The sequence below is a fragment of the Pseudomonas paraversuta genome, from assembly GCF_904063065.1.
Lineage (GTDB): Bacteria > Pseudomonadota > Gammaproteobacteria > Pseudomonadales > Pseudomonadaceae > Aquipseudomonas > Aquipseudomonas paraversuta.
Genome location: NZ_CAJFCL010000001.1, coordinates 305,505 through 328,288, shown reverse-complemented (window position 1 = coordinate 328,288; position 22,784 = coordinate 305,505). Strand labels below are relative to the sequence as shown.

The 22,784-nt window shown below is 58.5% G+C and carries 18 protein-coding genes and 1 pseudogene; 11 read left to right on the top strand and 8 right to left on the bottom strand.

Features of this window, described 5'->3' with window-relative positions:
* Positions 1–14: 14 nt before the first annotated feature.
* Positions 15–1,442, bottom strand: a pseudogene (gene arcD, locus JQ845_RS01510) (arginine-ornithine antiporter).
* Positions 1,443–1,891: 449 nt separating this feature from the next.
* On the opposite strand from arcD (JQ845_RS01510), the gene arcD (JQ845_RS01505) reads away from it, so the two are divergent.
* Complete coding sequence (arcD, locus tag JQ845_RS01505; RefSeq protein ID WP_003440663.1) at positions 1,892–3,319, top strand: arginine-ornithine antiporter; 1,428 nt, start codon at positions 1,892–1,894, stop codon at positions 3,317–3,319.
* A 48-nt stretch (positions 3,320–3,367) separates the two neighbouring features.
* Here arcD (JQ845_RS01505) and JQ845_RS01500 read toward each other — a convergent pair whose 3' ends face one another.
* From JQ845_RS01500 to gap, 7 genes are all read right to left on the bottom strand, one after another.
* Positions 3,368–3,787: a YbaN family protein gene (locus JQ845_RS01500; protein WP_051060445.1), complete on the bottom strand. Its 420-nt coding sequence runs from the start codon at positions 3,785–3,787 to the stop codon at positions 3,368–3,370.
* A 58-nt stretch (positions 3,788–3,845) separates the two neighbouring features.
* A complete protein-coding gene (locus tag JQ845_RS01495) occupies positions 3,846–4,454 on the bottom strand; it encodes a biliverdin-producing heme oxygenase (protein ID WP_003440671.1) in 609 nt (202 codons plus the stop codon).
* A 112-nt stretch (positions 4,455–4,566) separates the two neighbouring features.
* Entirely contained in the window at positions 4,567–7,164 is a 2,598-nt protein-coding gene (locus JQ845_RS01490; protein ID WP_203008026.1) for a TonB-dependent receptor, read from the bottom strand.
* Between the two features lie 131 nt (positions 7,165–7,295).
* Positions 7,296–8,201, bottom strand: a complete 906-nt coding sequence (locus JQ845_RS01485; protein WP_236010178.1) for a FecR family protein — start codon at positions 8,199–8,201, stop codon at positions 7,296–7,298.
* 99 nt (positions 8,202–8,300) lie between these two features.
* Positions 8,301–8,819, bottom strand: coding sequence for an RNA polymerase sigma factor (locus JQ845_RS01480; protein ID WP_003440680.1), 519 nt, complete (start codon positions 8,817–8,819; stop codon positions 8,301–8,303).
* A gap of 152 nt (positions 8,820–8,971) precedes the next feature.
* Positions 8,972–9,436, bottom strand: a complete 465-nt coding sequence (locus JQ845_RS01475) for a methylglyoxal synthase (RefSeq protein WP_003440683.1) — start codon at positions 9,434–9,436, stop codon at positions 8,972–8,974.
* A gap of 4 nt (positions 9,437–9,440) precedes the next feature.
* Positions 9,441–10,442, bottom strand: a complete 1,002-nt coding sequence (gene gap, locus JQ845_RS01470; protein WP_003440686.1) for a type I glyceraldehyde-3-phosphate dehydrogenase — start codon at positions 10,440–10,442, stop codon at positions 9,441–9,443.
* Between the two features lie 209 nt (positions 10,443–10,651).
* On the opposite strand from gap, the gene edd reads away from it, so the two are divergent.
* The 10 genes from edd (at position 10,652) to JQ845_RS01420 (ending at position 22,760) form a co-directional block, all read left to right on the top strand.
* Complete coding sequence (gene edd, locus JQ845_RS01465; RefSeq protein ID WP_003440689.1) at positions 10,652–12,478, top strand: phosphogluconate dehydratase; 1,827 nt, start codon at positions 10,652–10,654, stop codon at positions 12,476–12,478.
* The gene (locus JQ845_RS01460) at positions 12,475–13,431 is read left to right on the top strand and encodes a glucokinase (protein WP_003440697.1); all 957 of its coding nucleotides are present in this window, start codon (positions 12,475–12,477) and stop codon (positions 13,429–13,431) included. Before edd ends, JQ845_RS01460 begins: the two co-directional genes overlap by 4 nt.
* Positions 13,432–13,507: 76 nt before the next feature.
* On the top strand, positions 13,508–14,245 hold the full coding sequence (locus JQ845_RS01455) for a response regulator (RefSeq protein ID WP_003440699.1): 738 nt from the start codon (positions 13,508–13,510) through the stop codon (positions 14,243–14,245).
* Positions 14,235–15,695, top strand: coding sequence for an ATP-binding protein (locus JQ845_RS01450; RefSeq protein WP_010655926.1), 1,461 nt, complete (start codon positions 14,235–14,237; stop codon positions 15,693–15,695). Before JQ845_RS01455 ends, JQ845_RS01450 begins: the two co-directional genes overlap by 11 nt.
* Positions 15,696–15,831: 136 nt before the next feature.
* A complete protein-coding gene (locus JQ845_RS01445; protein WP_003440702.1) occupies positions 15,832–17,130 on the top strand; it encodes an ABC transporter substrate-binding protein in 1,299 nt (432 codons plus the stop codon).
* Between the two features lie 113 nt (positions 17,131–17,243).
* Entirely contained in the window at positions 17,244–18,152 is a 909-nt protein-coding gene (locus JQ845_RS01440) for a carbohydrate ABC transporter permease (RefSeq protein WP_003440704.1), read from the top strand.
* Positions 18,145–18,990, top strand: a complete 846-nt coding sequence (locus tag JQ845_RS01435; RefSeq protein ID WP_003440706.1) for a carbohydrate ABC transporter permease — start codon at positions 18,145–18,147, stop codon at positions 18,988–18,990. The genes JQ845_RS01440 and JQ845_RS01435 overlap by 8 nt, the downstream gene beginning before the upstream one ends.
* A 2-nt stretch (positions 18,991–18,992) precedes the next feature.
* A complete protein-coding gene (locus JQ845_RS01430) occupies positions 18,993–20,153 on the top strand; it encodes an ABC transporter ATP-binding protein (protein WP_003440708.1) in 1,161 nt (386 codons plus the stop codon).
* 174 nt (positions 20,154–20,327) lie between these two features.
* Positions 20,328–21,677 carry a carbohydrate porin gene (locus tag JQ845_RS01425; protein WP_161718032.1) on the top strand — a complete coding sequence of 450 codons (1,350 nt, stop codon included), beginning with the start codon at positions 20,328–20,330 and terminating at the stop codon, positions 21,675–21,677.
* Between the two features lie 210 nt (positions 21,678–21,887).
* Positions 21,888–22,760: a D-hexose-6-phosphate mutarotase gene (locus JQ845_RS01420; RefSeq protein ID WP_010655923.1), complete on the top strand. Its 873-nt coding sequence runs from the start codon at positions 21,888–21,890 to the stop codon at positions 22,758–22,760.
* Positions 22,761–22,784: the final 24 nt, after the last annotated feature.

Below are 22,784 nucleotides of genomic sequence, written 5' to 3'. Positions count from 1 at the left end.
GCATAAACAGGGTTTTACAGGGTCAGGAAGCCGTCGTAGAGTCCATAGGCCGCCACCAGGGCGCCAATCACTACTGCGGCAAAAATCACTTTCTCGATATTGGTGAAGACGGGTTGGCCACTCTCATGTTTGGCCTTGGCGAACAGAATGACGCCAGGTGCATACAGCAGGGCCGAGAGCAGCAGGTATTTAAGGCCGCCGGCATAGATCAGCCAGATGGCATAGATCAGGGCGATACCGCCGATGATCAGGTCTTTCTTGCGTTCTCTCAGGGCGTTTTCGTAGGTCTCGCCGCGCACTGCCAGCAGGAAACCGTAGGCTGCGGACCAGAGGTAGGGCACCAGAATCATCGAGGTGGCCAGGTAGATCAGCGACAGGTAGGTACTGGCCGAGAACAGGGTGATCACCAGGAACAACTGCACCATGGCGTTGGTCAGCCAGAGGGCATTGACCGGTACATGGTTGGCGTTTTCCTTTTTCAGGAAGGCCGGCATGGTGTGGTCCTTGGCCGCCGAGAACATGATTTCGGCACACAGCAGCACCCAGGACAACAGGGCACCCAGCAGCGAGATGATCAAGCCGACACTGATCAGTACCGCTCCCCAGTGGCCCACTACGTGCTCAAGCACGGCAGCCATCGACGGGTTCTGCAGTTTTGCCAGTTCCGGTTGAGTCATGATGCCCAGCGACAATACGTTCACCAGTACCAGCAACAGCAATACGGTGATGAAGCCGATCACGGTGGCTTTACCCACGTCAGAGCGTTTTTCGGCGCGGGAGGAGAAGATGCTCGCCCCTTCGATACCGATGAACACCCAGACGGTGACCAGCATCATGTTGCGCACCTGATCCATCACACTGCCCAGACTCGGGTTTTTCAGGCCCCAGATGTCACTGGTGAAGATGTCCAGTTTGAACGCGAACAGGGCAATCAGGATAAACAGTACCAGCGGCACCACCTTGGCAACGGTGGTTACCAGGTTGATGAACGCTGCTTCCTTGATCCCGCGCAACACCAGAAAGTGCACGGCCCAGAGCAAAATCGAGGCCGCAATGATGGCTGCCGGGGTATTGCCTTCGCCGAAGATCGGGAAGAAGTAGCCCAGGGTGCTGAACAGCAGCACGAAGTAGCCGACGTTGCCCAGCTAGGCACTGATCCAGTAGCCCCAGGCCGATGAGAAACCCATGTAATCGCCAAAGCCGGCCTTGGCATAGGCGTAAACGCCGCCGTCGATATCCGGTTTGCGATTAGCCAGGGTCTGGAAGACGAAAGCCAGGGTCAGCATGCCTACCGCAGTGATTGCCCACCCGATAAGAACAGCGCCTACATCGGCACTTGCAGCCATGTTTTGGGGCAGTGAAAAAATACCGCCGCCAATCATTGAGCCGACTACCAGCGCAACCAATGCACCCAGTCGAAGTTTTCCAGGAGTATCAGACATTTGTAGTGACTCCAATCTAGGAGAAGTGAGGCCTAAAGGTTAGTCCGTTGGTTTTTTGAGCCAGTTGACTTAGATCAGGGCATTACTACATTCCATTGTTAGTAGTGAAGAGAAGTCGCCATTACGGCTTATTTTGACGCGCTCTGGAAAGCGTGTTCTAGACAGGGATACTCTCGGTTGACGCTGCAGCTTTACTGCATTTGCGTGGGGATTGAAGCTAGACAGTATTTTCAGATTTGCAAATGTGATTGCGAGGTTTCATCTGCCGGTCTAAAAATTAAAATGTCATTTACATATGAGTTGTCTTTTAGGTTTCAATAGAAAAGGTTGTTATTAAAAAAAGCTTACTTATGGCTTAACCTTAATGAACGTTCAGGGTGCAGTTATATTTAGCCAGCCAGCGGTTGTGACCGGATGCCCATTAATAATTAACTGAAAAAGAGGTGGCAATGTCACAGCAGGCACACAAGCTTCGACTCAACGCCCTGATTGCGTTGGTGGTCGGCTCAATGATTGGCGGCGGTATTTTTTCTTTGCCACAAAATATTGCCGCACATGCTGCTGGCGGTGCCGTGTTGATCGGCTGGGGGATCACGGCAGTGGGCATGCTGGCGCTGGCCTTTGTCTTCCAGACACTCGCCAATCGCAAGCCAGAACTGGACTCAGGTGTATACGCCTATGCCAGGGCCGGCTTTGGTGACTACATGGGGTTCTCATCGGCCTGGGGCTACTGGATCAGTGCCTGGCTGGGCAACGTCGGCTACTTCGTGCTGCTGTTCAGCACTCTGGGCTATTTCTTCCCGATGTTTGGCCAGGGCAACACACCGGTAGCCATCGGCTGTGCCTCCTTGTTGCTGTGGGGCGTGCACTTTCTGGTATTGCGCGGAATCAAGGAAGCAGCGTTCATCAACCAGTTGACCACGGTGGCGAAAATTGTCCCGATCGTGATGTTTATCGTGATTGCAGCGGTAGCCTTCAAGGCGGACATTTTTACCCGGGATCTGTGGGGCAGCGGTGCGCCAGATCTGGGCAGCGTGATGGACCAGGTGCGCAACATGATGCTGGTCACCGTGTTTGTGTTTATCGGTATCGAAGGCGCCAGTGTGTACTCGGGCAGGGCCGAAAAACGCTCGGATGTGGGCAAGGCCACGGTGATCGGTTTTCTCGGGGTGCTGGCGTTGCTGATGCTGGTGAATGTGCTGTCGCTCGGGGTCATGACCCAGCCGGAGCTGGCCAGTCTGCAGAACCCGTCGATGGCCGGTGTGCTGCAGTATCTGGTAGGGGACTGGGGGGCGATCCTGATCAGCATCGGGCTGGCCATTTCGCTGTTGGGGGCGTTGTTGTCATGGGCGCTGCTGTGCGCCGAAATCCTGTTTGCCACATCAAAGGACAAAATGATGCCGGCGTTCCTGAAAAAGGAAAACGCCAATCATGTACCGGTTAACGCCTTGTGGCTGACCAACTCGATGATTCAGATTTTCCTGATCATCACCCTGGTGTCGTCGGGCACCTACACCAGTCTGATCTATCTGGCGTCTTCGATGATTCTGGTGCCCTACCTGTGGTCGGCCGCCTATTCGGTGTTGTTGTGCATACGAGGGGAGACCTACTCGCTGGCGAGCAGGCGGCGGGTCAAGGACCTGCTCGTGGCCGCGGTCGCTTTGATTTATGCCATGTGGCTGCTGTATGCGGCGGGCCCCAAATACCTGCTGCTCTCGGCTTTGCTGTATGCCCCTGGGGTGTTGTTTTTTGCCAAGGCCAAGCGGGAGCAGGGTGAGCCGCTATTCAAGCACTGGGAGAAACTGATTTTTGCTGCGGTATTGTGCGCGGCACTCTCGGCGGCGTACGGGCTTTATAGCGGCTTGCTGACCCTGTAATGCGATCAACCCATAACCCTGTGCCTGCGCCCGCAGCAGGGTTGCGGGTCAGTGGTTCTGCGGGGCGGTAGCTGCCTTGGGCAGGCGCTCTGGCCGGGACCAGATCCACAGGTTGCCCATGCTCATGCCGGCAATGGCGAGGAATACGGGCCAGTCGTGATCCAGCACATACAGCATCAGCCCGGCACAGAGCAGCATGCTGACCGTGGCGCTGACTTTGGCTTTGCGCTGGATGATTTTGCCGTTGCGCCAGTTGCTCAGAATCGGGCCAAACAAACGATGGTTCTCGAGCCAGGCACTCAGGCGTGGTGAGCTTTTGGTCGCGGCCCAGGCCGCAAGCAGAATGAATTCAGTGGTCGGCAGGCCCGGAATCACTATTGCGATCAGGCCAATGCCCAGGCTCACGTAGGCCAGCAGGCCAAACAGCACGCGAGCTATTTTCGACGAGGATTGAGTTTGGCGGGTCATAAGCTCAAGACGCATGAAAGGACGCCCGGCCAGCGAGTGCCGGCCGGGCAGGTCAAGCTTAAGCCAGTTCCGGTTCAGCAGCGTAAGCGTGTTCCAGTAATACGGTGAAGCGTTCGAAGGCGGCCACTGCACCCTTGTCCAGCTCAGCTTCTTCTTCGGTGCTGAGATCCAGGCCGTCGAGGGTTCTGATGAAGCTCTTCCAGCCTTCGGCGCGGCCGCCTGCAGGCTCACCCAGATGGCGAGCGCCGAACGTGTCGCTCAGGCCCAGGCCAACAGCACGCTTGATCAGGAACGCGGCACCGAGCTTGGAACCTTCGGATACAAAAATCCAGCCCAGGGCTTCGGCTTTGCTCGGTGCGGTCACTGCGCCGGCAACAGGTGCAGGGACTGCAGTGTCGAGGTCGGCCAGATCGGCCCTGGCTTGCTCGGCACGGCAACGCTCTGGCAGATCCGGAACGATTTCTTTCAGGGCCGGGTCGGTGTACAGGGCTTTGAGTTCTGACTGAAACAGGTATTGGGCCACAACAAAACGGGCAAAGTTAGGCACGGTTGCAAAGGGCGAATGTGCCTTGACCAGGGCGTCGAGCTTTTGGTGCGGCTCGTTGGTGATCTGGTTCAGGCGTTGCGAGCGCAGGGTCGGGCGCTGTGCGGAATCTGGAGTATTCATGCAAATGTCCTTGAGAATGAGATGCGCTTTGTAACTAGACGAACCAGAAGACGCGTCACAGTAAAAAATCCTCACTGCGCAGCCTGAATGGACTGCGCAATGGGGCTCGGGATCAGATATCCCACACCAGATTGATAGCGAAATTGCGGCCCGGGGCCGTCAGGCGGTCCATGTTGGCGGGGTTGATGACCCCGGCTTCACCTACGCTGTCGTAGCCGCGAACATCATCCCAGTTCCAGTATTTCTTGTCGGTCAGGTTGTACAGGCCAGCGTTGACGGTGACGTCCCGGGTGACCTTGTAGAAGCCGGACAGATCGATCACACCGTACCCCGGGGACTTGAACTGGGTGCTGGTGCCGTCGGGCGAGAAGAAGTTGCTGTCGTCGACCTGGTCCTTGCGTTTAACCAGGGTCCAGCTCACCAGAGCACCGTAGTTCTCTTGCTCGTAGCCAAGGCCGAGCACTGCTTTAAGCGGGTTGACGCTGTTGATCGGCTCGCCGGTGTCGTCGTTTCTGCCGTGGGCATAAGCCACCGAGCCGATGTTGTACAGGCCATGGGGTGCACCGAACGCATCCAGATTCAAGCGGCCTTTGATTTCGGCACCCTTGATGGTGGCGTGTTTGATGTTGTTGCTCTGGAACGTCAGCTCGTCGTAGCCGGGGGTGATCGCATCTTCATTGATGAAGTCGCGGTACTTGTTATAGAACACGGCAACATCGAATGAACCGGCATCGAAAGTACCGCGCAGCCCGGTTTCGAAGCTTTTGCTTTTTTCCGGCTCCAGATCCGGATTGGGCTCAACCGAATAGCCTTCCCCCAGATTGGTAAACCGGCCATACAGTGCTTTGGCGCTAGGTGTACGGAAACCTTCGGCGTACTGGCCGTACCAGGTGTACTCCTCGCTCAGGGCGTAGGTCAGGCCGAACTTGGGCGACAGGCGATGCCAGACTTTCTCCTTGTCACTGACACTGCTCTTGTCAGCGGCGGCCACCGTATTGAGGAACTCCTGAGTGATGTGTGGCGTGAGTTTGGTGTAGTCGTAGCGCAGCCCCGGCATGAGGGTCCAGTCGTTCCAGCTGATTTCGTCCTGGGCGAACAGGCTGTAGGTGTTGATGGTCGGGTCCGGGAAATCGCTGGATTTGACCAGATAGTCGCTTGGGCTGTTGGCGCCCACAGCCGAGCAACCTCTGCCGACGGCCAGACATACTCCCGAACCGCTGCGCGAGCCGGTGACTTTCTGGTTTTTGACGGTGGCACCGTAGGTCAGCAAATGATCGGTGTCAGCGATCTGAAAGGCTTTATCTGCCTGGGCGTCCAGCACCCACTGTTTCTCTTCGTAGGTGGTATTGCGCGAGCGCAGCACATTGCGGGTGAAGGGGAAGTAGTCTTCCAGGGTGTTCTGGTCGGTCTTGGCGGTCTGGTAGTTCAGGCTCAGCTTGAGGTTGTCGGCCACGACGCTATCAACAACCATGCTGTTTTCGAGCCCGAAACGCTCGCGGCTGACGGTGTCGGTACCGGTGCGCGAGCGATACATGCCCAGTGGCTGGCCCTGGTTGAAGGGGCCGCCGACTGCGCTTTTTTCATTGGCGTCGATCCGGTTCTTGAATTTTTCGTAGGTGAAGGCCAGGCGATCGTCATCGTTGTAGTTCCAGCCTGCCTTGGCCAGCACGTTGGTGGTTTTCACGTCTTCGGGGTTGGCGGCCGTGCGGCTCAGGCCGGTGCCGCCATGATTGCCATAGGATTCGGTTTCGTGGCCATCGCGCTGGCTCAGGTGCAGCAAGCCGTCAAAGTCACCTGCACGGCCGGCCACGGTGCCGGATTTCAGCCAGCTGCGATCGGCGGAGCTATAACCGGTTTTCAGACGTGCCCCGACATCCTGGCCCGGTTTGATGATGTCATCCGGGTCGAGGGTGAAATAGCTGACTGCGCCACCAATGGCATTGCTGCCGTAAAGAACCGACGCCGGGCCACGGAGGATTTCAACCCGTTTTACGATTTCGGGGTCGACATAGTTGCGCTGGGTCTTGGCGTAGGGGCCGTTGAAGAACGAGTCCGGAATTTCGACGCCGTCGACCTGGGTCAGGATCCGGTCACCGTCAATACCGCGAATGTTATAGCCGCTGACCCCGCCACGCTGGCCGGTGCCGCCCACCGAAACACCGGGTTCATAACGCACCAGTTCCTTGATGGTGTTGACGTTCTGGCGGTCGAGTTCCTGGCGGTCATGCACGGAAATAGTGCTGGGGACCGAGTTCACGTCCTGTTCCTGACGGGTGGCGCTGATGGTCACCTGTTGCAGGGCCAGGGTGCCGCTGCTGTTGCTGCGCTTTTCGAGCACGATGTTGTTGTTGCTCAGCTTGCGGTAGCCCAGGTTAGTACCGATCAGCAGGCGATCCAGCGCTTTCTCCGGGGACAGGGAGCCACGTACCCCCGGTGAGGAAACATCCTGTCCCAGCTCGGCCGGCAAGCCGACCTGCCAGCCGGTCACGCTGGTAAAAGCGTTGAGCGCCGACACCAATGGCTGCTGGGAGATTGCAAACTTGTAATTGCCCACGGAGCGGGTGGCTGCTGGCTCATCGGTCGCGGCCATGGCCGGGGCTGCTTGCACACCGGCCAGGAACATGGCGACGGTCAACAACGACAACGTGCATTGCTGCAAGCCGCCCGAACGGGCGTTGGAGGAGGACCGGCGGTTGAAACGAGTGGGCATTGATAGCGCTCCGTGGTGAACGAATCTTATAGTTGCGAACATGATTCAAAATGCGAATCAGTTGCATTGACTACAACGAGACGTATGGCCCCTGGCTATCGAGTAAAAAAATATTTAATTAATCGGGCTGGTTAATTCAGGATCACCAGCGCCGGGTATTCCGAAAGGCTGCTCGAGGTGATGTGGGCCAGGGAGCGGACAATGTCCAGGGGCTGATCCAGCCGGTAATTACCGGTCACCGCCACGTTCGCCAGTTTGTCGTTGTTGCTCATGATCCAGCCGGGGTAATAGCGCCGGACTTCGTCCAGCACTTTGCCCATCGGGCAGTTTTCAAATACCAGACGACCCTGAACCCAGGCGAGGTCAGTCTGCGGGTTGAGCTTGACGGGCTGGCCGAATCCGTTGGGGCCGATGCTCACGCTATTGCCGGCAGACAAGCGCATTTGTGTGCCGACACTTTTTACCCGCAGTTCAACATCGCCACGCTGTACCCGCACATGGGCTTCGCCATTGAGGTAGCTCACGGCGAAGGCGGAATCGCGCACGCTGGCGCGTACCGGACCGGCGTCAAGCAGCATCGGCAATTCCAGATTGGCCGGGACCTCAAAAAATGCCTCGCCTTGATACAGGCGAGCATTGCCCTGGGCATTGACCAGCTTGCTGGAAAACGCCGAGTTGGTGTTGAGCAGCACCTTCGAGCCGTCTTCGAGCTGCAGGCGCTGGCGTTCGCCGACCATGGTCAGGTGATCGGCTTGCAGACGTAAGGGCACGTTGCTGTAGCCACCCACGGTGATCACCAGCACGGCAGCGGCTGCCGCGTGTTTCCAGTAGCGGCTGACGCGGCGCATCACCCCGGGAGCACGGCGGGTTTGCAGGGTGTGGGCCGCGGCCAGCAACGGCTGCCCGTTCCACACGGCGTTGGCTTTGGCATAGGCCCGGGCATGGGCCGGGTCGGCATTCAGCCAGTCATTGAAGGCTGATTTTTGCGCATCGTTTGCGCACTCAAGGGTAATCAGCCAGTCCAGTGCCTGATCCATGGCGCTGTCTTGCAGCACCTCTTGAGCGGATTTGTGAGTGTCTGTCACAGATGTTCCTTGGCAGTCTCAGGACATTTTTGCAGGCTTCGAGGGTGAAGATTAAGGCCGACTCAGCCTGTCGGCTACCCCGATGCAGATTGCCATGATCAATTTGAGTTCCTTTTGGACGGTACTCAATGAGACGTCGAGCTCTTCGGCGATCTCTTGATAACTGCAGCCATGCAGGCGGCTGAGGATGAAAATTCGCTGCTGGCGTGCGCTTAACTGGCTCAGGCTCACACTCAAACGCTCCAGTAATTGTGCGGCTTGATGGGCTTCTTCGGGGGTGCTGAGGGGAGAGGCAACGCCCTCGATGACTTCAATCGGTACATCTTCAACCACTGTCCGGGACTGGATGCGCCGTGCCCGCAGATGATCAAGGGCCAGGTTGCGCGCCGTCTGGAACACAAATGGCTCAAGATGCTCGACCGCTCGTTCGCTCAAGGCCCGGGTCACGCGCAGATAGGTCTCCTGCAACAGATCCTCTGCGGTGCTGTGGTTATTGACCATTCGCTCCAGCGTACGCAGCAGGGTTACCCGTTGGGCAAGGAAGACTTGATTGAAGCGGGACTGACTCACTGTGTTACCCGACCGATTTTGAGCGAATGATAATGCTTATCATCCATGCCTTTGGTCAAGTGCTGTTTTGTGCGGGGGAGAATCTGTGAGGCCTTTTCCATCTGCGGGAGCTGGCTTGCCAGCCCCCACAGTGTGGATGAGGTGCTGGTGCCTTACACGCGCCCCTTGAGATAGGCGCTGTAATCGGGGATGCGATGCTCGTGGGGCTGGCTCATCAATGGGCTGCTGATCAAGTAATCGGCGCTGCACTCATTGCATGCCACCGGAATATTCCACACCGCGGCTACCCGCAGCAGTGCCTTGATATCCGGATCGTGGGGCTGGGGCTCGAAGGGGTCCCAGAAAAACACCAGCATATCGACCCGTTGCTCGGCGATCCGCGCGCCGACCTGCTGGTCGCCACCCAATGGGCCGCTGATCATGCTTTCGATCGGCAAGCCCAGGCGTTGGCTTAACAGCAAACCCGTGGTGCCAGTGGCGCACAGCTCGTGCTGGCTGAGCACTGTTTTGTGCCGCTCGGCCCAGTCCAGCAAGAAACCCTTGCAGTGATCGTGAGCCACCAGGGCGATACGCTTGCGCGCCGCCAGGGGGGCCGAGGTGAAGCTGATTCCGATCATCGCGTTACTCCGCGTTACACAGCGCCAGGCAGTTATCGAGCATGCGGTTGGAGAACGCCCATTCGTTGTCATACCAGGCCAGCACTTTCAACATTTTGCCGCTGACTTTGGTGTGATTGGCATCGAAGATCGACGACAGCGGATTGTGGTTAAAGTCGCTCGAAACCAGCGGCAAGGTGTTGTACCCCAGGACTTTGGAGTGTTGGCTGGCCTCTTTGAACAGAGCATTGACTTCGGCCGCGCTGACTTCACGCTTGAGCTCAACGGTCAGGTCCACCAGTGACACGTTGATCACCGGAACCCGTACGGCCATGCCGGTCAGCTTGCCGGCCAGTTCAGGCAGCACCAGACCCACGGCTTCGGCGGCGCCGGTTTTGCTCGGGATCATGTTTTGGGTGGCCGAGCGCGCGCGGTAAGGGTCGGAGTGGTAAACGTCGGTCAGGTTCTGATCGTTGGTGTAGGCGTGAATGGTGGTCATCAGGCCGTTTTCAATGCCGAATTCGCGATGCAGAATTTGCGCTACCGGTGCCAGGCAGTTGGTGGTGCATGAGGCATTGGAAATAATCTGGTGCGATTGACGCAGGATGTCGTGGTTTACCCCGTAGACCACCGTCGCGTCAGCATTTTTACCCGGGGCGGAGATGATCACTTTGCGGGCGCCGGCGCTAATATGTGCCTCGGCTTTGCTGCGTTCGGTGAACAGGCCGGTACATTCAAACACCACGTCGATCTTCAGGGCGGCCCAAGGCAGTTCAGCGGGATTGCGAATGGCAGTGACGGCGATGCGGTCGCCATTGACGGTCAGGCTTTCCTGATCATGCTCGACCGTTGCGTCGAAAGTGCCATGAACCGTGTCGAACTTGAGCAGGTGAGCATTGATCGAGCTGTCGCCCAGATCGTTGATGGCGACGATCTGCAGGTCCTGACGGTAGCCTTGGGTATACAGTGCACGCAGGACGTTGCGGCCGATTCGGCCAAAGCCATTGATTGCGATTCGTAGAGTCATGGAAAGCGTCCGCCATCGATTTGTTGTTGGAATTACAAGATTATTCGCATAAAAATAGAAAACAAGCCATTTAAGTGGCAATATTTTGTTTTATCTACAACGAGTGACCTGAATCAACGGGTCCGAATGATTGAAGTCGCGTGTCTGCGCCCTTCGGTCAGCATAGGACACGTCCCGGTCGCCACATCCGTTAGCCTGGAGTTCAACACATGCATCCCCGCGTTCTTGAAGTCACCGAGCGTCTTATTGCCCGCAGTCGAGCTACCCGCGAGGCGTATCTGGCGCTTATTCGCGGGGCCGCCAGTGACGGTCCGCAACGCGGCAAGCTGCAATGTGCCAACTTTGCCCATGGCGTAGCCGGGTGCGGGGCGGATGATAAAAACAACCTGAAGCTGATGAACGCGGCCAACGTCGCAATTGTTTCGTCATATAACGACATGCTGTCGGCGCATCAGCCTTACGAGCATTTTCCGGAGCAAATCAAGCAGGCACTGCGTGAAATGGGCTCGGTCGGCCAGTTTGCCGGCGGTACCCCGGCCATGTGCGATGGTGTGACCCAAGGTGAGGCGGGGATGGAGCTGAGCCTGCTGAGCCGTGAAGTGATTGCCTTGTCGACGGCCGTGGCGCTGTCGCACAACATGTTCGATGCGGCGATGATGCTGGGGATTTGCGACAAGATCGTTCCGGGCTTGCTGATGGGCGCGCTGCGCTTTGGTCATCTGCCGACCATCTTTGTTCCGGGCGGGCCTATGCCGTCGGGGATCTCCAACAAAGAAAAAGCCGACGTGCGCCAGCGTTACGCCGAAGGCAAGGCCAGCCGCGAAGAGCTGCTGGAATCGGAAATGAAGTCCTACCACAGCCCCGGCACCTGCACGTTTTATGGCACCGCCAACACCAATCAGTTGTTGATGGAAGTCATGGGCCTGCACCTGCCAGGCGCCTCCTTCGTCAACCCCTACACCCCATTGCGTGATGCGCTGACGCGGGAAGCCGCGCACCAGATCACCCGTCTGACCAAGCAAAACGGCAACTTCATGCCGTTGGGCGAGATCGTCGACGAGCGTTCGCTGGTCAACTCCATTGTGGCGCTGCACGCCACGGGCGGCTCGACCAACCACACCCTGCACATGCCGGCAATTGCCATGGCCGCGGGTATCCAGCTGACCTGGCAAGACATGGCCGACCTGTCCGAGGTGGTGCCAACCCTGTCCCACGTGTATCCGAACGGCAAGGCCGATATCAACCATTTCCAGGCCGCGGGCGGTATGGCGTTCCTGATTCGCGAACTGCTCGAGGCCGGCTTGCTCCACGAAAACGTCAATACCGTGGCCGGTTTTGGGCTGAGCCGCTACACCCGCGAGCCGTTCCTGGTAGATGGCAATCTGGTCTGGCGTGAAGGCCCGATTGAAAGCCTGGATGAATCCATTTTGCGGCCTGTGGCCCGTGCCTTCTCGGCAGAGGGCGGGCTGCGGGTGATGGAAGGCAATCTGGGGCGCGGCGTGATGAAAGTATCGGCGGTGGCACCCGAGCATCAAATTGTCGAAGCCCCGGCCCGGGTCTTCCAGGATCAGCAAGAGCTGGCCGACGCGTTTGCGGCCGGCGAGCTGGAACATGATTTTGTCGCGGTGATGCGCTTCCAGGGCCCGCGCTCCAACGGCATGCCCGAGCTGCACAAAATGACGCCGTTTCTGGGCGTTTTGCAGGACCGTGGCTTCAAGGTGGCACTGATTACCGACGGCCGGATGTCGGGCGCCTCGGGCAAAATCCCGGCCGCGATTCATGTCAGCCCCGAAGCCTCGATTGGTGGCGCTCTGGCCCGGGTTCAGGATGGCGACATGATCCGGGTCGACGGGGTCAAAGGCACATTGCAACTGCTGGTGGATGAGGCAGAATTCGCAGCGCGCACTCCGGCGATCGGCACCTTGAGCAATGCCGTGGGTACCGGGCGCGAGCTGTTTGCGTTTATGCGTCAGGCCTTCAGTTCGGCTGAGCAGGGCGCAAGTACCTTCACCTCGTCTCTGGAAAACTTGAAATGAAACTGGCGCTGGTCGGTGATATCGGGGGGACCAACGCACGCTTTGCGTTGTGGGAAAACGACCAGCTGCATTCGGTCCGCGTACTGGCCACGGTGGACTTCGTCTGCCCGGAAGACGCCATCAGGCTTTACCTGCACGATCTGCAACTGGCCCCGGGGGCGGTCGGCTCGGTGTGTTTGTCCGTGGCCGGGCCGGTGAGCGGTGATGAGTTTCGCTTCACCAACAACCATTGGCGTCTGAGCCGTTCGGCGTTTTGCCAGGCGTTGCAGGTCGACAATCTGTTGCTGGTCAATGATTTCAGCGCCATGGCGCTGGGCATGACCCGCTTGCAACCCGAAGATGTGCGTCAGGTCTGCCCCGGCACTCCTGACCCGGCACGGCCGGCAGTGGTGATTGGCCCGGGCACCGGCCTTGGGGTGGGGACTCTGCTCAACCTGGGGGGCGAGCAGTGGATGGCGTTGCCGGGGGAGGGTGGTCACGTTGATCTGCCCATGAGCAACCCGCGTGAAGTGCAGCTGTGGCAGCACATCTACAACGACATCGGGCATGTCAGTGCCGAAACCGTTTTGAGCGGCAGCGGCTTGCCCCGCGTCTATCGGGCGATCTGTGCGGTAGATGGCCATACCCCGGTGCTGGACAGTGACCATGCCATCACCGCTGCGGCCCTGGCTGGAGACCCGCTGGCATTGCAGGTGCTGGAGCAGTTCAGTTGCTGGTTGGGGCGAGTGGCGGGCAACAATGTGCTGACCGTCGGCGGACGAGGCGGGGTGTATATCGTAGGCGGGGTGATCCCGCGCTTTGCCGATATTTTTCTGGCCAGCGGCTTTGCCCAAAGTTTCACTGACAAGGGCTGCATGAGTGACTACCTCAGGGGCATTCCCGTGTGGCTGGTCACTGCCCCTTACTCGGGCCTGATCGGTGCGGGGGTGGCGTTGCAGCAAGCGTTCGGCTGAACACCCGCAGCGATACTGTCGTCAGCAACCCCGCGCCTGCATCAAGGGGGGGTAAAAAACAATAAGGAACACCGCTGTGAGCGCACTCGGCAAATCAATTTTGCTGGTCGACGATGACCAGGACATTCGTGAACTGCTTGATATCTATCTCACCCGCGCCGGTTTTCAGGTACGTACCGTGGGTGACGGTGCCGGCTTTCGCCAGGCGCTGGAAGACACACCCGGCGATCTGCTGATACTTGATGTGATGTTGCCCGATGAAGATGGCTTCAGCCTGTGCCGCTGGGTGCGGCAACACCCGCGCTTTGCCACAATCCCGATCATCATGCTCACCGCCAGCTCCGACGAGGCTGACCGGGTGATTGGCCTGGAGCTGGGCGCAGACGATTACCTGGGCAAGCCCTTCAGCCCCCGTGAACTTCAGGCGCGGATCAAGGCGTTGCTGCGCCGGGCGCAGTTTTCCAGCGTCAATGTGACGGCCGGCAACGAGGTCATGGCTTTTGACGAATGGCGCCTGAACACTGTGACCCATCGCCTGTTTCATACCGACGGGGAAGAAGTGATCTTGTCGGGAGCAGACTTCGCCTTGCTCAAGCTGTTTCTGGACAACCCGCAACAGATCCTCGATCGCGATACCATCGGCAACGCAACCCGCGGCAGGGATCTGATGCCGCTGGACCGCATCGTCGACATGGCTGTCAGCCGTTTGCGTCAACGCTTGCGTGACACCGACAAGCCTCCCCGGCTGATCCGCACCGTTCGCGGCAGCGGTTATCAGCTGGCGGCCCAGGTCAGCGCCGTCCATGGCCTTTAAATTCCGGCCCCAAGTCCGTATCCCCCGTTCATTGCTCGGGCGCATGCTGTTACTCACCCTGCTTGCCATTTTGCTGGCGCAGACGCTATCGAGCGCCATTTGGCTTTCGCAATTGCGTACCACCCAGCTCGAAGGCCTGGTCACCAGTGCCCGCAGCCTGGCGTATTCGATGAATGCCACGGTGACGTACTTGCGGTCACTACCCCTGGCCTACCGGCCCATGGTGCTCGACCAGATGCGCAGCATGGGCGGTACGCGGTTCTTCGTAAGCTTGAATGACAAGCCGCTGGAGATGCCGGTGCTGCAGTCGACCCAGCGCAAAAAGGCGGTGCTCAGCGCGGTGGATCAAGTGTTGCGCCAGTCCCTGGGGGCTGATGTCGACATGACCGTGCAATTTGTCAGCCCCCGGGACTTGCGCATCTTCAATGCCGGCATGAGGCTCGAAGAGTTGCCGCGTTCCTGGGCGCATTTCGCCTTGACCCTGGAGCCGGTCAATCCGCCGGTACTGGTGACGCAAATTCAGATGGCCCCCGGCGAGTGGCTGTACATCGCCTCCTTGTTGCCCGAACCCTATACCAGCCTTGAGGAGGAAGGCCTGCCGGCCGTGCAGTTGTGGTTTATCGCCCTGAGCAGCATCTTCCTGCTGTTGTTTATCGGACTGCTGGTGCACTGGCAAAGTCGCCCGCTCAAGCGTCTGGCCCGGGCGGCGCGGGATATGTCGCTGGGGGAGGACAAGCTCAAGCCGGTGGAAATCGGTGGCGGCAGCGAAGTGGTGGAAGTCGGCCGGGCCTTTAATACCATGCGCGCCCGTATCAGCCGTTATCTGACGGAGCGCAGCCAGTTGTTCAGTGCCATCTCCCATGATTTGCGTACCCCCATCACCCGCCTGCGGCTGCGGGTCGAGTTGCTTGAAGACGAGCAACTGCAGCACAAGTTTGGCCGCGATCTGGATGAACTCGAGCTGCTGGTCAAAGGTGCACTGCAATGTGTGAAGGACACCGATATTCACGAAAATATCGAGCAGGTGGACCTCAATCTGTTACTCGATTGTCTGATAGAGCCTTATTTATTGCCCCAGGGAAATGGCCGTGTGACGTTACAGGGGCGAGCCCTCAAGCCTTACTCGGGCAAGCCCCTGGCCCTGCGTCGCTGCATGGGCAACCTGATAGATAACGCCCTCAAATACGGAAAAAATGCTCACCTGCGCATTGATGACAATGAGCGCGCCTTCGTTCTGACCGTTGACGATGAGGGCCCGGGCGTACCGGAGCAGCGTCTGGAACAAGTATTTGAACCGCACTTTCGTCTGGCCGGGCAGCAGCAGGGCTATGGTCTGGGGCTCGGTATTGCCCGCAGCATCGCCCATAGCCATGGGGGCGAAGTCAGTCTGCAGAACCTGCGCGTCGGCGGGCTGCGGGTCACTTTGTACCTGCCGCGAAATGCCGACTGATCGGGTTGATCTTTATGTAACCGGATCGTGACATTTGCGCGTCTCTTCGTTACGCGAGCCTGGGCGGTGATGGATACACTCTTCGGCAGCGCAAGCAAAAGACTTGCCCAGCTATAACAACAAGAAAGGACATCTCATGAATTCACTCAGTCGCCTCGCCGTTTCCATCTCTCTCGCCTGTGCATTTCCCCTGACAACCTATGCCGCCGACGCACCTGCCGATTCCAAAGGCACGGTCGAAGTGGTGCACTGGTGGACCTCGGGCGGTGAAAAAGCGGCCGTTGATGTCCTCAAGGCCCAGGTCGAAAAAGACGGCTTCACCTGGAAAGACGGCGCAGTCGCCGGCGGTGGCGGAGCCACGGCCATGACCGTACTGAAAAGCCGTGCTGTCGCCGGCAACCCGCCAGGCATGGCTCAGATCAAAGGCCCCGACATCCAGGAGTGGGCCTCCACGGGCTTGCTCGACACTGAAGTCCTGAAGGACGTTGCCAAAGAAGAGAAGTGGGACAGCCTGCTCGACAAGAAAGTCTCCGATACCGTGAAATACGAAGGCAATTACGTGGCCGTGCCGGTGAACATCCACCGGGTCAACTGGCTGTGGATCAACCCTGAAGTGTTCAAGAAAGCCGGTATCGAAAAAGCCCCTGCCACCCTCGAAGAATTCTATGCCGCGGGCGACAAACTCAAGGCTGCCGGTTTCATTCCGCTCGCCCACGGTGGCCAGCCTTGGCAGGACAGCACTGTGTTCGAAGCCGTGGTGCTCTCGGTCATGGGGGTCGATGGCTACAAAAAGGCACTGGTAGAGCTGGATAACGCCACCCTGACCGGTCCTGAAATGGTCAAGGCGCTGACCGAACTGAAGAAAGTCGCGACCTACATGGACGCAGACGGCAAGGGGCAGGACTGGAACCTGGAAGCGGGCAAGGTCATCAACGGCAAGGCCGGCATGCAGATCATGGGTGACTGGGCCAAGAGCGAGTGGACGGCGGCCAAGAAAGTCGCGGGCAAGGATTATCAGTGCGTGCCTTTCCCGGGTACCGATAAAGCCTTTACCTACAACATCGACTCCCTGGCGGTGTTCAAGCAGAAAGACAAGGGCACGGCGGCGGGTCAGCAGGACATCGCCAAGGTCACCCTGGGGGAAGACTTCCAGAAAGTCTTCAGCATCAACAAAGGCTCGATCCCGGTGCGGATCGACATGCTGAACGACATGGCCAAGTACGGTTTCGATTCTTGCGCCCAGACCGCGGCCAAGGACTTCCTGGCTGATGCCAAAAGCGGTGGCCTGCAGCCGAGCATGGCGCACAACATGGCAACCACGCTGGCGGTGCAGGGCGCATTCTTTGATGTGGTGACCAACTACATCAACGACCCGAAAGCCGACCCGGTTGAAACGGCCAAGAAACTCGGCGCAGCGGTCAAGTCTGCCAAGTAACCCGTAGCGGCAGGTTTCAAGCTGCAAGCTGCAAGTCAGAGCACTGTCCTGCTTGTCTTGCAGCTTGAAACTTGTAGCGGGTAACTGCTCTTTCCTTTTTTATGGATTTCCCCATGAGTTCTGTTGCTGCCTTCAGCAAAGCCTCGCCGTTCGATGCACTGCAGCGCTGGCTTCCCAAACTGGTGCTGGCGCCCAGCATGTTCATCGTCCTGGTGGGCTTTTACGGCTATATCCTGTGGACGTTCGTTCTTTCGTTCACCAACTCGACTTTCCTGCCGACCTACAAATGGGTAGGCCTGGCGCAATACGCACGCCTGTTCGACAACGACCGCTGGTGGGTCGCCAGCAAAAACCTGGCGGTATTCGGTGGCATGTTCATCGCCATTACCTTGGTGATTGGCGTGACGCTGGCGGTGTTCCTCGATCAGCGCATCCGGCGTGAAGGCTTCATCCGCACTATTTACCTGTACCCGATGGCGCTCTCGATGATCGTCACCGGTACCGCCTGGAAGTGGTTGCTGAACCCGGGCATGGGCCTGGACAAGCTGCTGCGGGACTGGGGCTGGGAAGGCTTTCGTCTGGACTGGCTGATCGATCCCGACCGCGTGGTGTATTGCCTGGTGATTGCGGCAGTGTGGCAAGCCTCGGGTTTTATCATGGCGATGTTCCTCGCCGGCCTGCGCGGGGTCGATCAATCGATCATTCGTGCCGCCCAGATCGATGGCGCGAGTTTGCCGCGGATTTACTGGAAAGTGGTGCTGCCAAGCCTGCGTCCGGTGTTCTTCAGTGCGGTGATGATTCTGGCGCACATTGCGATCAAGAGTTTTGACCTGGTGGCGGCAATGACGGCCGGTGGTCCGGGTTACTCGTCCGACTTGCCTGCGATGTTCATGTATTCCTTCACCTTCAGTCGCGGTCAGATGGGTGTCGGTTCGGCCAGTGCGATTCTGATGCTCGGAGCGATTCTTGCCATCATCGTGCCTTACCTGTATTCCGAGCTGAGGGCCAAGCGTAATGACTAGTCTTGCCGGCAAATCCGCCATCAGCCTGAGCCGCATCGCGATCTACGCGGTGCTGATCTTCGCTGTACTGCTGTACCTGGTCCCCCTGGTGGTCATGTTGTTGACCAGCTTCAAAACCCCGGAAGACATCAGCACCGGCAACCTGCTGAGCTGGCCCGCCGTGGTCACCGGCATTGGCTGGGTCAAGGCCTGGGCCACGGTCGACGGCTACTTCTGGAACTCGATCAAGATCACCGTCCCGGCGGTACTTGTCTCCACCGCCATCGGCGCGCTCAACGGCTACGTGTTGTCGATGTGGCGTTTTCGCGGTTCGCAGTTGTTCTTCGGCCTGCTGCTGTTCGGCTGCTTCCTGCCGTTCCAGACCGTGTTGCTGCCAGCCTCGTTCACCCTCGGCAAAATGGGTCTGGCCAGCACCACCACCGGCTTGGTGTTTGTGCACATTGTTTACGGCCTGGCGTTTACTACACTGTTTTTCCGCAATTACTACGTCAGCATTCCCGACGCGCTGGTGAAGGCGGCGCGTCTGGATGGCGCGGGTTTCTTTACGATTTTCCGCATGATCATTCTGCCGATGTCGACCCCGATCATCATGGTCTGCCTGATCTGGCAATTCACGCAGATCTGGAATGACTTCCTGTTCGGCGTGGTGTTCTCCAGTGGTGACTCACAGCCCATTACCGTGGCGCTGAACAACCTGGTCAACACCAGTACCGGGGTCAAGGAATACAACGTGGATATGGCCGCGGCGATGATCGCCGGGCTGCCGACCCTGCTGGTCTATGTGGTCGCAGGCAAGTATTTCGTGCGCGGGCTGACGGCCGGCGCAGTCAAGGGGTAATCATGGCAACGCTTGAACTTCGTAATGTAAACAAGACCTACGGTGCCGGCTTGCCGGACACCCTGAAGAACATCGAACTGTCGATCAAGGAAGGAGAGTTCCTGATCCTGGTGGGGCCTTCCGGGTGTGGCAAGTCGACGCTGATGAACTGCATCGCCGGCCTGGAGAACATCACGGGCGGCGCGATCATGATTGATGATCAGGACGTCAGCGGCTTGAGTCCCAAGGATCGCGACATCGCCATGGTGTTCCAGTCCTATGCGCTGTACCCGACCATGAGTGTGCGCGAGAACATCGAGTTCGGTCTCAAGATCCGCAAGATGCCCCGGGCTGACATCGACGAAGAAGTGGCCCGGGTTGCCAAGTTGTTGCAGATCGAGCATTTGCTCAACCGCAAGCCGGGGCAATTGTCCGGCGGTCAGCAACAGCGTGTGGCAATGGGCCGGGCCCTGGCCCGGCGGCCGAAGATCTATCTGTTCGACGAGCCATTGTCCAACCTCGATGCCAAGTTGCGGGTGGAGATGCGCACCGAAATGAAACTGATGCACCAGCGTCTGAAAACCACCACCGTCTACGTCACCCACGATCAGATCGAGGCCATGACCCTGGGCGACAAGGTGGCGGTCATGAAGGACGGCATCATTCAGCAGTTCGGTACTCCCAAGCAGATCTACAACGATCCGGCCAACCTGTTTGTTGCCAGCTTTATCGGTTCGCCACCGATGAACTTCATTCCGTTGCGCCTGCAGCGCAAGGACGGCCGCCTGCTGGCGCTGTTGGACAGTGGCCAGGCGCGTTGTGAGTTGCCGATGAGCATGGATGACGCCGGTCTGGAAGACCGGGAGGTGATTCTGGGGCTGCGCCCGGAGCAAATCGTGCTGGCCTCGGCCGATGCTGCCGGCATGCCAACCATTCGCGCCGAAGTCCAGGTGACCGAGCCCACAGGTCCGGACACTCTGGTCTTTGTTCAGCTCAATGAGGCCAAGGTCTGCTGTCGCCTGGCGCCCGATGTGGCGCCGCAAGTGGGTGAAACCCTGACCCTGCAATTCGATCCGGCCAAGGTGTTGCTGTTCGATGCCAAAACCGGTGAGCGGCTGGGCACTGCTGCTTCGTTGCCGGTACAGGATCGTGCCGACAACGTCACCCGAATCAAGGGGCGCTGAGTTTCAAAGTGTGGGGGTGTTCATGGAGGAGCCGGGGCCGTCTGAGCTGCAAGCGACCCGCCCCCACAGTTACACAGGGGTAGTGCCGTTGCGGGCATTGGAACGGTCGGGAATTTAAAAGTGGACCGAGTTGGATAAAAACAGTTAATAACAATAAAAGACGAGGATTTAGGGATGAAAAAGCAACACGCAAATACCCGGTTGATCTGCCAGCTGTCAGCCGTCGCCGCGCTGGTGCTTTCTGCCAATGCGATGGCCGACGACGCTTTCAGTGCAGATTCAAAATGGATGACCGGTGATTGGGGCGGTGAGCGGACCAAGCTGATCGAGCAGGGTATCGACATCAAGGCCGATTACGTCGGGGAAGTAGGCGCCAACCTGCATGGCGGCTATAACCACGACAAGACCGCGCGCTACAGCGACCAGTTCGGGCTGGGCGTGGCGCTGGACCTGCAAAAACTGTGGGGCTGGGATAACACCCAGGCCAAGATCCAGCTCACTAACCGTAATGGTCAGAGCATCTCCAATGACCGTATCGGCGACCCGCGTGCCGGAACCCTGAGCTCCTCCCAGGAAGTCTACGGCCGCGGCCACATGGTTCGTCTGACCCAGTTGTATATCCAGCATCAATTCTTGGACGGCAAACTGGACGTAAAGGCCGGTTACTTCGGTGAAGGCGAAGACTTCAATACCTTCCCGTGCGAATTCCAGAACCTGGCGTTCTGCGGTTCCCAGGTGGGTAACTGGGCCACCAACATCTGGTACAACTGGCCGGTCAGCCAGGCTGCACTGCGGGTGAAATACAACATCACCCCCGAGTTCTATGCGCAGATCGGTGCGTACAACCAGAACCCGTCACAACTTGAGCACGGTAACGGTTTCAAACTCAGCGGCAGCGGGACCAAGGGTACAGTGCTACCGGTCGAACTGGTCTGGTCGCCCAAGGTCAACAACCTGCCGGGCGAATACCGTGTGGGCTACTACAAGAGCACGGCACCTGCGGATGACCTGCGCGAAGACATCAACGGCGCAGATGCTGCGACCACCGGTCAAAGCTACCGTGTGCGCAACAGCAAGCACGGTTACTGGTTTGTGGCCCAGCAGCAACTCACCAGCCACAACGGTGATGCCTCCCGTGGTCTGAATGTTGCAGCCAACGCAACTTTCCACGACAAGGCCACCAACATTGTCGACAACTATCAGTCGCTGATGTTTGTGTACAAAGGTCCGTTCGATGCCCGTCCAAAAGATGACATCGGTATCGGTTTTGCCCGTATCCACGTCAACAGTGATGTGAAGAAAAACGCCGAGCTGGCCAACGAGGCCATTGGTGTCACCAACTATGACAACCCGCTGTACTCACCGCTGCGCTCTACCGAATACAACTACGAACTCAACTACGGCATCCACGTGACCAACTGGCTGACTGTGCGTCCTAACCTGCAATACATCACCCACCCGGGCGGTGTTGACCAGGTTGATAACGCGTTGGTGGCCGGCCTGAAAATTCAGTCGGTGTTCTAACGTTGTTGCGATAAGCTCCTGTCCTTATGCGCATTTGACGGATAGCCATGGCTATCCGTTTTTTTGTGCAGGAGCTTTCGGGCTTTAGTGAGACCGCGATAGCGGTTTACCCGTCGATATCTTTTCTGGATCTGGCACCTCCTTGCAGGCAGGCCAGCTCCCACAGGTTCTACTAAGGTTTGGGCGACATGATTTTCAGGACTGCGGCACATGCATGAGCATCCGCTTCACCGTTTTTTCAAATCCAGACGCGAACAGCCGGTCTTCCAGTGGGAGCGCTTTCAGCAGCGTGACATCCTGGTGATTGACCACCCCCATTGTCAGGCCGTGTTCAGCCGTCAGGGTGCGCAACTTCTGCATTTCAAACCCACCGGCCAGAAGCCCTGGTTGTGGTGCGCTGCCAAATGGCCGCAAGTTGGAGCGATCCGTGGTGGCGTGCCTATTTTCTGGCCGTGGTATGGCCGTCATCCAAGCGAAAATGCGTGGCCGTCCCATGGCTGGGCGCGTTTGATCGACTGGAAGTTGCTGGACAGTCATGCAGACGAAGAGGGCGTGAGCCTGCACTGGCGGTTACAGCTGTGCGACTGGCAGGTGGATCTGCATGCGCGACTGGGTGAAGACATGGAGCTGCGCCTGAGCACCGAACACCAGGACGATGAGCCTTGCCAGTTGAGTCAGGCTTTGCGCGCTTACTGGCGGATTGGTGATGTGGCGCAGATAGCGCTGTCCGGTCTTGACGGGGTACAGGGCTACGACCAGCTCAACCGCGAAGTTTGCCAGCAGCAGGGCGAGTTACGGGTTGCGGGCGGTTGTCAGCGGGTGTTCCGGCATGACGGCGAAATGCAGCTCAATGACCACGCCTGGCGGCGGGCGCTGAGCATCGACACCGGCGCCAGTGGCAACACGGTGGTGTGGCATCCGGGCAAGCGGCCGTTACTGGGGGTGAGCTGGAACGAAGTGATGGGGTTTGTGTGTGTCGAGTCCACCAGCGGCGGTACCCACAATCAGACCCTGGCCCCTGGCGAGCAAGCGCATCTGAGTCTGCAGGCCCGGGCCGGTTTGGTGAGTGCAGCACCTCTGTAGGAGCGAGCTGCGGTTGCCTTGAAG